At 47.7% G+C, this 11,391-nt stretch carries 11 protein-coding genes; 1 reads left to right on the forward strand and 10 read right to left on the reverse strand.

Annotated elements, in window-relative coordinates; genetic code table 11:
* Nucleotides 1-13 precede the first annotated feature (13 nt).
* Together carA and dapB are read right to left on the reverse strand one after the other, a co-directional pair.
* Nucleotides 14-1,144, reverse strand: a complete 1,131-nt coding sequence (carA, locus tag ACXAGC_RS11600) for a glutamine-hydrolyzing carbamoyl-phosphate synthase small subunit (RefSeq protein ID WP_474844542.1) — start codon at nt 1,142-1,144, stop codon at nt 14-16.
* A gap of 280 nt (nt 1,145-1,424) precedes the next feature.
* Complete coding sequence (dapB, locus tag ACXAGC_RS11605; RefSeq protein ID WP_474844514.1) at nt 1,425-2,225, reverse strand: 4-hydroxy-tetrahydrodipicolinate reductase; 801 nt, start codon at nt 2,223-2,225, stop codon at nt 1,425-1,427.
* Nucleotides 2,226-2,439: 214 nt separating this feature from the next.
* Here dapB and ACXAGC_RS11610 point away from each other — a divergent pair, with 214 nt between their 5' ends.
* Nucleotides 2,440-3,123: a cytochrome b/b6 domain-containing protein gene (locus ACXAGC_RS11610; RefSeq protein WP_119501778.1), complete on the forward strand. Its 684-nt coding sequence runs from the start codon at nt 2,440-2,442 to the stop codon at nt 3,121-3,123.
* A gap of 98 nt (nt 3,124-3,221) precedes the next feature.
* Here the strand turns inward: ACXAGC_RS11610 and ACXAGC_RS11615 are convergent, their stop codons facing one another.
* From ACXAGC_RS11615 to ACXAGC_RS11650, 8 genes are all read right to left on the reverse strand, one after another.
* Complete coding sequence (locus ACXAGC_RS11615; protein WP_474844515.1) at nt 3,222-5,111, reverse strand: propionyl-CoA synthetase; 1,890 nt, start codon at nt 5,109-5,111, stop codon at nt 3,222-3,224.
* A 145-nt stretch (nt 5,112-5,256) separates the two neighbouring features.
* Nucleotides 5,257-7,806 (reverse strand): sensor domain-containing protein, encoded by a 2,550-nt coding sequence (locus ACXAGC_RS11620; protein ID WP_474844516.1) that lies wholly within the window; start codon nt 7,804-7,806, stop codon nt 5,257-5,259.
* Between the two features lie 204 nt (nt 7,807-8,010).
* The gene (locus tag ACXAGC_RS11625; RefSeq protein ID WP_119501781.1) at nt 8,011-8,493 is read right to left on the reverse strand and encodes a c-type cytochrome; all 483 of its coding nucleotides are present in this window, start codon (nt 8,491-8,493) and stop codon (nt 8,011-8,013) included.
* 223 nt (nt 8,494-8,716) lie between these two features.
* Nucleotides 8,717-9,337, reverse strand: coding sequence for a LysE family translocator (locus tag ACXAGC_RS11630; RefSeq protein WP_474844517.1), 621 nt, complete (start codon nt 9,335-9,337; stop codon nt 8,717-8,719).
* Between the two features lie 388 nt (nt 9,338-9,725).
* Nucleotides 9,726-10,151, reverse strand: coding sequence for a GNAT family N-acetyltransferase (locus ACXAGC_RS11635; protein WP_474844518.1), 426 nt, complete (start codon nt 10,149-10,151; stop codon nt 9,726-9,728).
* A gap of 13 nt (nt 10,152-10,164) precedes the next feature.
* A complete protein-coding gene (locus tag ACXAGC_RS11640) occupies nt 10,165-10,404 on the reverse strand; it encodes a helix-hairpin-helix domain-containing protein (RefSeq protein ID WP_474844519.1) in 240 nt (79 codons plus the stop codon).
* A 155-nt stretch (nt 10,405-10,559) separates the two neighbouring features.
* Nucleotides 10,560-11,096: a DinB family protein gene (locus ACXAGC_RS11645; protein WP_474844520.1), complete on the reverse strand. Its 537-nt coding sequence runs from the start codon at nt 11,094-11,096 to the stop codon at nt 10,560-10,562.
* A gap of 53 nt (nt 11,097-11,149) precedes the next feature.
* Entirely contained in the window at nt 11,150-11,287 is a 138-nt protein-coding gene (locus tag ACXAGC_RS11650) for a hypothetical protein (RefSeq protein WP_474844521.1), read from the reverse strand.
* Between the last annotated feature and the right edge of the window lie 104 nt (nt 11,288-11,391).

Here is an 11,391-nt window from a genome sequence, read left to right on the forward strand (position 1 = left end):
TGTCGGCTAGTTCCTACTGTTTTGATTGTTCAATAAGGTCGATGAAATGATCAAACAGATCAGCCGCTTCGTGCGGACCCGGGCTCGCTTCAGGGTGGCCCTGGAAGCTGAACGCAGGTTTGTCGGTACGGTGAATACCCTGCAACGACTTATCGAACAATGAAATATGAGTAACTTCTAAGTTATCCGGCAACGTAGATTCATCAACAGCAAAACCGTGGTTCTGGCTGGTGATCATCACTGTACCTTTCTTAAGGTCTTTCACCGGGTGGTTAGCACCGTGGTGACCAAACTTCATTTTGACCGTCTTAGCACCGCTGGCCAGTGCCAGTAACTGGTGACCCAGACAAATACCGAATACCGGAATGTCTTTTTCAAGAATGGTTTTAATCGCTTCAATGGCGTAGTCACACGGCTCAGGGTCGCCGGGGCCATTTGATAAAAACACACCATCCGGATTCAGAGCCAGTACGTCAGCAGCAGGCGTTTGCGCCGGCACCAACGTCACTTTACAGCCACGGTCTGCCAACATACGTAAGATGTTGTTCTTCACGCCGTAGTCGTATGCAACAACATGGTATTTCGCTTCCGCTGGCGTTACATAGCCTTCACCCAGCACCCACGTGCCTTCGGTCCAGGTTTTCACTTCCTTAGTGCTAACTACTTTGGCCAAGTCCATGCCTTTTAAGCCCGGGAACCCCTTAGCAGCGTCTAATGCTTTGGCTTCATCTAAATCGTCACCGCAGATGATACAACCGTTCTGCGCACCTTTGTCACGAAGGATACGGGTTAAACGACGGGTATCGATATCCGCAATACCTACTACGCCTTTGGCTTCGAGGTATTCAGATAATGTTTGTTGGTTTCGAAAATTACTGGCTACGAGGGGAAGGTCACGAATGATTAGACCTTTAGACCAGATTTTGTCTGCTTCGACGTCTTCAGAATTGGTACCGGTATTACCGATATGGGGGTAAGTAAGTGTAATGATTTGTTCAGCGTATGACGGGTCGGTGATGATTTCCTGATAGCCTGTCATGGAAGTATTAAAAACAACTTCCCCAACGGCAGAACCAGTGGCACCAATTGCCGTACCTTTAAAAACTGAACCATCCTCTAACACCAAAAGGGCAGAATTAGCCAAGTCAACCTCCAGATTAAGGATAACCGACGGTTTATTCAGTGGCATGAATAAACCCCACAAAAAACGGGAGGTAACAATAATTTTACTTCCCGTTTACGATACTTTGCAGCTAATAAAACGCGACCCGGACAAGCCGGAACGCTAAATTTTGGCAAATTCCAAGTATTATATAGGAGTAATCAGCAAAGGTCTAATTCAAATTTAGAAAAACATGAAAAACACCTCATTAACTGATTTTTCAGCGTCTAACCTCAGAAAAGCCTATTTATCTGATGAATAATTACGCCAGTCCAATGACATCATTCATGCCATAACGTCCATTTTGCTTACCCGACAGCCACAAAGCCGCATGTACTGCGCCTTTGGCGAAGGTTAAACGACTCGACGCTTTATGCGTAATTTCCAGACGCTCGCCCAGATCAGCAAACAATGCGGTGTGTTCTCCCACAATATCACCGGCTCTAACGGTGGCAAAACCGATAGTTTGATGTTCACGGGGCGGTTCTTTCCCTTCACGACCGTAAACAGCACATTCTTGCAAGTTTCGACCTAAAGTATCTGCAATCGCTTCACCGATAGCCATAGCCGTGCCTGATGGTGCATCCTGCTTAAAGCGGTGATGTGCTTCAAGGATCTCAATATCTGCTGTATTGCCCAGAGCTTTAGCCGCCTGCTTCACCAGCGACAGCATGACGTTTACGCCCACGCTGTAATTCGCCGCGAAAACCAGCGGGATTGTTTTTGCTGCTTCGTCCAGCGCCTTTAACTGGTCCTGCGACAAACCTGTGGTACCAATGACAACCGGCTTTTTGTGCTCTGTGCACCAGGCCAGATTGCTGTCGAATGCGGCCGGTAAGGTAAAATCAATCACCACATCAACATCGTCAGGGTTCAGTGATGAAATCGCACTGCAGGCAATGCCCTGCGTACCGATCCCGGCGAGTTCGCCAACATCGATGCCTACCCATGGTGAGTCATCACGGACCGTGGCAACAGATAAATCTGCATCGTCATTTTCACGTAATGCTTCAATCAGCACACGTCCCATACGCCCGTTGGCGCCTAAAATAGCTACTTTCATATCAGGATATTCTCAGTCTGTTTTCCGGCATTTTGCCTGAGCGCAGACAATTTTCAAATGATCACAGGTAATTAGCGTAGAATATGGTATAACCATCTGCAGTCATGCCATTTCAATTTACCCGCAGAAAATCTGCATTTACACTGTGTTGCATCAACATAAAACCGTACTTTATCCGCTACGATAATCGTGCTTATGCAGAAAAGGACTCAACATGGAAAAAAAGCTGATCTGGGATATTCCTACCCGACTGTTTCACTGGTTGCTCGTTTTCTCCCTGGCCGGGCAATATGTCACCGCTGAACTGATGGACAACGCCATGCAATGGCACTTCTATCTCGGCTACTTTACGCTCGGGCTGATTATTTTCCGGCTCATCTGGGGGATTGCCGGTTCGGATTACGCGAAGTTCAGCCAGTTTATTTATGGTCCCCGGGCTGTATTACGTTATGCCGGCACCCTATTTAAGCGGGACTCAGAAGCTCATGCAGGTCACAACCCGCTGGGTGGCTGGGTTGTTATCATCATGCTGTCACTGGTTGCCGTGCAGGCAGTAAGCGGATTATTCATGACTGACGACATTTTCCTTGATGGTCCCTGGCGCGCCGCAGTAGAAGACTCAACGCTTAAAACCATGAGTTATTTGCACAATAACGTATTCAATATTCTACTGGTGGTCATTGCCCTTCATATTGCAGCGATTGGTTTCTATGCCGTGTATAAAAAGCAAAAACTGGCACCGGCCATGGTGCACGGAAAGAAAAGCACTAATGAAGCCGGGATCCCGTCATCACGCCTGCTGGCTGCTGTTGTAGTTGCGCTTATCAGTGCCGGCATTGTGTACTATGTAGTAGAAATCGCGCCGCCTGAAGCAGCAGAAGAAGAATATTACTACTGATCTTTTACTTGGCTCAGCTACACAGCCAGATGTTACAAAGCCGCCTTCACAGGCGGCTTTGTCGTTTTATCTCTCATGCATTAAGCGCTAAAGCTGCGCTACGATTTTACCAGTCCCTGCTTTTGCATTATTTCCTGTATTTCCGGCACACTGGCCGGGTCATCAATGGTAGACGGCACTGCCACTTCATGGTTTGCAACAATCTGACGTAACAGCTTACGTAAAATTTTTCCCGACCGGGTTTTAGGTAACCGGGGCACTACCACCGCACGATGAAAACAGGCCAGCGGACCGATTTCCTTTCGGATCATCGCCACCAGCTCCTGTTGCAGTGTGTCTTCGTCAATATCCACACCATCTTTCAACAGCACTAACCCAACCGGCACCTGCCCTTTTAAACTGTCATGAACGCCTATCACACTGCATTCTGCCACTGCCTGATGCGCAGCCACGATTTCTTCCATTTCACCGGTAGATAAACGGTGACCGGCCACATTAATCACATCATCAGTGCGCCCCATAATAAAGACATAACCGTCGTCATCTTTAAAACCGCCGTCACCTGAGGTGTAATAATCCGGATAAGCTTCCAGATAGGCATGTTTGAACCGTTCACAATCACCCCAGATAGTCGGCAGACAACCCGGCGGCATTGGCAGCTTTATCGCAATTGCGCCCTGCTCTCCCGCCGGTAAAGGTTTACCGGTGTGATCCAGCACTTGCACATTAAAGCCCGGCACCGGAACGGTTGAGGAACCCGGTTTAACCGGTAAGTCTTCAAGTCCTGCGGGATTAGCACAAATGGCCCATCCGGTTTCAGTTTGCCACCAGTGATCGATCACCGGTTTGCCGGTTTTATCAATGGTCCATAGATAGGTGGGCGGGTCGAGCCGTTCCCCCGCCATGAAGATCGTCTTCAGTGAACTGATGTCATATTTTTCGACTAACTTTGCATCAGGATCTTCTTTGCGAATTGCGCGGAACGCCGTCGGCGCAGCAAACAGCGCCTTAATTTTATATTCTTCCGTCATGCGCCAGAACGCGCCTGCATCCGGCGTTTTTACCGGTTTGCCTTCATACACAACCGTAGTACACCCATGCAAAAGCGGTCCGTAAACAATATAGGAATGTCCGACTACCCACCCAACATCCGATGCCGCCCAGAACACCTCACCCGGTGCCATATTGTAAATAGCCTGCATGGAATACTTCAGCGCGACAGCATGACCACCGTTATCCCGCACAACCCCTTTTGGTTTTCCCGTGGTGCCTGAGGTGTAGAGAATATAGAGAGGATCCGTTGCCTGCACCACAGTACAGGGCGCCGGTGTGGCTGTTGCCATTGCGGTATCCCAGTCTGTGTCGTCTGCGCTGAGTTCTGCCAGTTGCTCAGGACGCTGAAACACAATGACTGAATCCGGTTTGTGCGCCGACAGACTGATTGCCTCGTCGACCAGCGGCTTGTAGGGGAGCACTTTCGTCACCTCAATGCCGCAGGAGGCTGTCACCAGCACCTTCGGTGATGCATCTTCAATGCGCACAGCCAGCTCGTGGGGGGCGAAGCCGCCGAAAACTACCGAATGAACAGCGCCGAGTCGTGCCGATGCCAGCATGGCAATGACAGCCTGCGGGATCATCGGCATATAGATAACAACCCTGTCGCCCTTCTCTACGCCTTTGCCGGCAAGCACGGAGGCGAATTTTGCGACTTCCTCATGCAACCTGCGGTAGGTATACGTCGCTTTATTTCCCGTAACCGGTGAATTATAAATAAGCGCAAGCTGATCGCCCCTGCCGTTTTCAACATGATAATCCAGTGCCATGTAGCAGGTATTCATTTCCCCGTCAGCAAACCAGCGATAAATGTCGTTTTCGTCTTTCGACAAAATGGTTTCAGGAAAACGGGACCAGGGCAGCGCCTGCGCTTTTTCTTTCCAGAATGCTTCCGGTGATTCAATTGCCCTCTGATATTCTGTGGTGTACGACATAACGGCCTCGCGAATGTTGTTCCGGTACAATTAATGTAACCATTAATGAAAACTTTTAACTTGATTTACATTAATATAAAAACAACAAAAAGCCGCATAAGACTTGGGTCGCAAATTTTTGCCTTGTGCTGACAGAGAAATCAGTTCACAAGGCGGGCAATTTTTCCTTTTGCGCAGGTAAGACGCAGGTAAGGAGCAGGTTACGCCAGGTTTCTTCTTCCACCGGTTTGGACAGATAAAAACCCTGGAAGATATCGCAGCCCCGGCGGGTGAGGTACTGGATCTGAATTTCGTTCTCAATGCCTTCAGCTACCGTTCTCACACCCATGGCACTGGCCATTTCAATGATGGTATTGACGATGGGCACGTCATCACTTTCAAAATTAATTTCATCCACAAAGTAACGGTCGATTTTCAATTCAGTAATGGGCAGTTCTTTAAGGTAACTCAGGCTGGAATAGCCGGTACCAAAGTCGTCAATGGAGAAAGCAAAGCCGAGTTGTGACAGCCTTTCGATACGTTTTCGCACCAGATCAATGGTGGTAACCAGTGTGGTTTCCGTGATTTCCAGCACCAGCTGCTCAGGGTTAATCTGCCATTCTGAGATCGTTTCCAGCAGCCGGTCAGAAAAATCAGCACGAGCAATATGTCTGCCACTGATATTCACAGAAAGGGTCGTTTCCAGTCCCTGAGATTTCATTTCTGACAGCAGGCGACAGGCCTCGTTGATTACCCAGTACCCAATATCCACCACGGCATCACTTTCCTCTGCAATGGGAATGAACTCACCGGGACTGATGAAGCCCAGCCGTTTCTCATTCCAGCGCAGCAGTGCTTCAGAAGACAAAATACGACCGTGCTTGTCGTACTGGGGTTGCAGCACTAAATAGAATTCGTTGTATTCCAGAGCATGAGCAAAACTCTGACTGATGTAATTGTGTCTGTCGTAGGCATTAAACTCGTTACGCTCCAGGGTGACACGGCCGCCCGGTCCCTGCTTCTTGGCCTGCCTCGTACCGAAATCCAGAATACCGGTAATTTTCTCATAGCTGGCATCCTGCGCGTGAACATAGGTCGATGCCAGCGAGGTTGATACCAGTTGTGAATGACCATGAAGGGTAAACTCTTTGCCTAACTCACTGTGCACGCCCCATTCTATAGAATCAATCAAATCCATGGTGGCAGCATCTTTTGACTCATCAAAGGGTTCTTTAAACAGAATATAAAATTTATCTCCCAGACCGCTGTATACCTGAAAACGGGAGGAAATAGCTTTTTTGATGCGTCCGGCAAAAATACGCAAAATGTAATCACCGGTCTCTTTGCCGAACGACAAATTAAACTGGGCAAAATTATCGATATCCAGCATACAACAGTACATTTGCCGTTTAGTGGTTTTCGCGGCGATGATCAGACGACGCAAATCCTTTTCGAAGGATTTGATATTAGGCAGATGGGTAACTTCATCAAAAAAGGCGATTTGATAGATACTGTCTACCGCCTGTTTACGCTCGGTAATATCGCGGATAACACAGACAAACTGCGACTGACTCACCTGCTCAACTTCAGACACCGACACTTCAATAGGAAAGGTTTTGCCCTGACGGTGCTTCGCTGACAGTTCTTTTCCGAAAATAGCGCCAAGTCCCGGCCGCAAGTGCTGACGGACAAACTCGATCTGCTCATCATCAGGCGGCCCCGGCAGTAAATAGGAAATGTCTTCACCGATAACCTGCTTAGGCTCGTAACCAAAGAGAATTTCAACGGTCTGGTTGGCAGTAATGATGGTGCCCAGCTCATCAACGGTCAGTACCGCATCATTCATGCTGTCCAGAATCGTGTTTAAGTATTCGATGTAATTCTGTTCTGTTTCCGACAGGCGCTTGTGCTCAGTAATGTCCTGAACAGAGCCGAAAATCTTCACAATTTCACCGTTCTGCTTTCTGGCCTTCCCAGATAATTTCACCCAGCATTTGTGTTTTTTGCGGGTGATCACAGGCAGTTCAAACTGATAACTCACTCCGGAGGCCAGTAGCATTTGTATGGCTTTAATCAGCTTGCGTCTGGCTTCAGAGGGAAAACAGGAAAGAATACGGTACAGGGTAACGCGGGTATCTCTGGCGAAATCGAACAGCCGGTAGGTTTCATTAGTCCAGTGTATTTGCTGGGTTTGTACATCGTAATCCCAACCGCCGGTAGACGACATCTCGGAGACTTCATCAAACAGCGACAGTCTGTCGTGAAGTAACTTCAGGCTGCCCTCACGGTGTAACGATGCCGATTCGGCAATCAACCCCACACGCTCACCACTAAGCTCCAGAAAGGCCATATCGTAGTCTGATGCTTTCTGGTGCGGAAAATAACCGGCGACAAAAAGTGCAATGTCGTCGTGTTTAACAACCTGAACCGCCAGTGAAAAAAATGCTTTTGTCGTTTTATCTTTAAAGCTTACGGGCAGACAGGGAGAGGCGCAGGTTTGTTCAAGTACACAAGCGGCTGGTAATGACGCGGTGTCATTCATTTGCCAGAAAAGAATTTTCCCCTGTAAGGATGCTGCATGCTCCTGCTCTGCCACTGTGGCAACAATAACACAGGCGTTCTCTGCGGCGGTATTCTGAATAAGCGAATTCAGGACATCCGAAATCCGGGAACGTCCTTCATGACTTATTTCATCCGTTAACCACGACTCACCCATATACCGGCATTCCTCTCATGAATCACTAAAAATTTTTCCTGCGGCGATCACCCCACTTAAGCATAGGAAAAGAACCATTTTTCTACAAACAGAGGTTTGTAAATTGCGATATCATGCCGGAATACGACGTCTAAAAACGCGAATGGCCGCTATAAGCGGCCATTAAATGAACATTACGGATAATCCGTACCGTTTTTTTATTGATTAGTCAGCTTTATAATCGTCGTGGCAAGACTTGCAGGTACCGCCTACTTTACCGATTGCCTGAGCAAATTTGCTTTCGTCACCTGCAGCAGCAACAGTCTGTAAATTAGCAGCAGCAGACTTCAGCGCGCTGATCTTGCCTTCAAAATCAGACCAGTTTTCCCAGATCTCATCTTTTGCTTCTGTGTCTACATCAAACTTGCGGGTATCAACCTTTACGTAATCTGCCATCATGTCAGCCAGTTGTTCCAGACGCATAGCGTTGGTCTCAATGACTTCCTGATCAAACGGGATAGCGCCTTTCGCCATGCCGCCCAAAGGCCCCATGTTGCTGGCTACCAGTGTGTAAAGCGCATGTCTGTACTTAGTTGCCGCTTTCGCGTGTTTTTCGTTCATTGCAGCTTCCTGAGCCAGAACGCTGCCGGTTGTCAGGCTTGTAACCACGACTGCTGCCATCAGGCCGGTCTTGAGCAGTTGCTTCATTCTTTTCTCCATTAAGATACGGTAAATGTGGTGTGTGATAGTTTACGCATCCGTCCCTGCGGACAAGCTTACCTTACCCCTGATCCGGTTGCAGTTTCCAGGGTCATATCATGTTATTTGTTGCATTAAATCTATATTCGCGCAAGGTAATGTACGACAAGCGCATTAAATACGAAGTTGAACGAATTTTCTTCACCCCAGTAACGGTACGACGCCACTTTCTTTAGCGTTGCTCACTAAATGCGAGTTTCAGCCCGAGTGCAGCAAAACTGGTGGCAAAGAATTTCTGTATGAAAACACTCACTTTCTCAGACTTTAAAACCCGGGCACTGAATAAACCGGATAACCCACCGTAAACCAGAAAAACAGCAAAGGTCATAAGCATAAACACGGAGCCATGAAGTAACATGCTGGCGGCAATGGTACTGTCGCTGCCGGTGATAAATTGAGGCAGAAATGCCAGAAAGAAAATAGACAATTTCGGATTCAGGATATTCAGCAAAAATCCTTTTATCATGAAGCTTACATACCCTGTCTCACCCTGCGCTTCACCGGACACTGCCAATGGCCCGGACGAACGCCACATTTGCCAGGCCAGATACAACAGATAAGCACAACCGGCATATTTCACTACCGAAAAAGCTACCGCACTGGTATGAAAAATAGCGGCCAGACCGAAACTACTGGCCAGCAGCGCAGGAATAATCCCCAGCGTACAACCCAGCGCAGCAAAGAAGCTCGCCCTTTTTCCATGGCAAAGACCCGTTGCTACGGTGTACAACACACCCGTGCCCGGCATCAGTACCACGACCAGACACGTTAATAAAAATCCGGCTGACAGCATTGTTCTCTCCTTTTCCTTCAGGATTCTGAATGGGTAGATTTTATTCTTGTGAAACAGACTCAATTGACGTCACTGAGCATTACACTCAGTGAAGACAGCATGGCAAGAGCGAGCGATATTGTAAGTAGCGCTGAATTAAACGCTTTATCTGTCTGACGCCACGCAGAGACTCGTTGCCGTCCTGTAAAAAACAATAGCAGAGACAAGCAGAATAACAGCGGTGCAGCTACCAGACTTGTGCCCCAAAATATAGAAATGACGGCGCAGCAGGCAAGTATGAAAGACAAACCGAACCAGAAAGATGCTACGACAGTGTTTGAATTTACTTTTCCCATAATCAGTTCAAAATCCTTTTGAAAGTAATATCAGTCCTTGCCACATCACCATGTTAGTCAGTAATAAAACGGCACATTCCATGTCCCAGCGGCTCACCGTTTCGCTCAGTGAAGCCGTATTTGGCGTAAAACCCTTCTTTTCCCTTTGCTGCTAACAGGCCCGCTGTTGAGCCTGCCGGGCAATGTTCTGCAATGAATGCGTTTATTGATTCCATTATCCGGGCTCCGAGCCCGAGTTCCTGAAAATCAGGGTGCACAATGACATCCTGAAGGTAAAAGTACATCGCCCCGTCACCAATCAGACGCCCGCAGCCAATTAGCGTTTCCTCTGAATACAAACAAACCCAGAACAACGAATTATCAATACTCTTCTGAATGACTGCCATTGCAGGGTTGTTCCACCCTGCAGTCTCCCGCAAGTCAGCAAATGCTTTTGCTTCAGGCGGCCGGGAGGTTAAAGTAATGTCTGAAACTGGCATGCTTTCACACGGTTCAACTGCTGATTTCTTTTCTTGCCTGTTGGATAGCGGCATCCACCGCCTCCACCGCTTTAGTATTTGTCCAGCATCTCGATTGCAGCATGGAAGATACCAGTGCGACGACTTCTGAAGCATTGTGGCTGGCAAGTTTTTCAAAGGAATCCAGCCCGACTTCTTCAAATCGCTTCAGCACTGTTGGACCTACGCCTTTGACTGAAAGTAAACCACTTTTTTCTTCTTCCGTGAATGGCATTTGCCTGGTTCCTTCATCTGTGAATTCTGATTAATCGCGCTCTGCTTCAAGTTACCAGTTTCCGGTTCTGAACGCATCTGGCAATTCATTCGGATTAGCTGAGTAAACCATGGGGTTTATCAGATACCTTTTTGCGGATGCCTGAGATATTCCACTTAAATTTCTTCTTTGATCAGCGCAAGTAAATCGGTAACACCAACATCCTCGCCCGCCTGCGATAATAAAGTAGATACCTGACCACGGTGATGGGTTTGATGATTAAAGAAATGAAGAAGCAGACTCGCAAACCGCTTGTTAGCGGCAATGCCTTTTGTGTTCCGATAGCTGAGCACAAAATTCAGATCATCAGCGGCCAACGCGCCAGTCCATTTGATTATCTGTTCGTCCAACCAATACCTGCGTTCAGACAATGCCTCAAAGTCGTCATAGAGAATGTGATCAAGGCTTGCCGGATTTGAAAGGTCAACAATCTCGCGCAGCAAAGACCCACAGGATGGGTGTGTGGCAAATCGCTTCAGCCAGATAATGTCCGCTACAACAATATGATTCAGCGTGCCCAGCACAGAACTAAAAAAAGCACCGCGATCTGCCGTTAAATCTTCCCGGCTCAGACGCCCGGCAGATTCATAGACCTTTAAATTCATCCACTGATTATATTCCGCCAGTAAGCAGAAATGACTTTCCAGACTCATGAAACAAACCTTGCACGTATTTAGCCGCAAACATTGCACTATCAGTGCGACGATTACTTTATAGACAACTTGTATTCCCAACTTACCACAGCAGCACAGAAACCTGAGAAAACAAAACCCAGTACAGAAATAAAAATTGCCACAATGCCTCCGAAAGCCATACCAAAATCTTCATGAGATACGAATGCCATGTGAATCGCCACTAATTTCCTAGACGCCTCTCAGTTAGATAAACTAACTGAAAAGAGAGGTGCTTATGAGCGGTAAACGCTACCCTGAAGAATTTAAAATTGAA

It is taken from the genome of Alteromonas sp. AWJ4_197 (genome assembly GCF_056160285.1).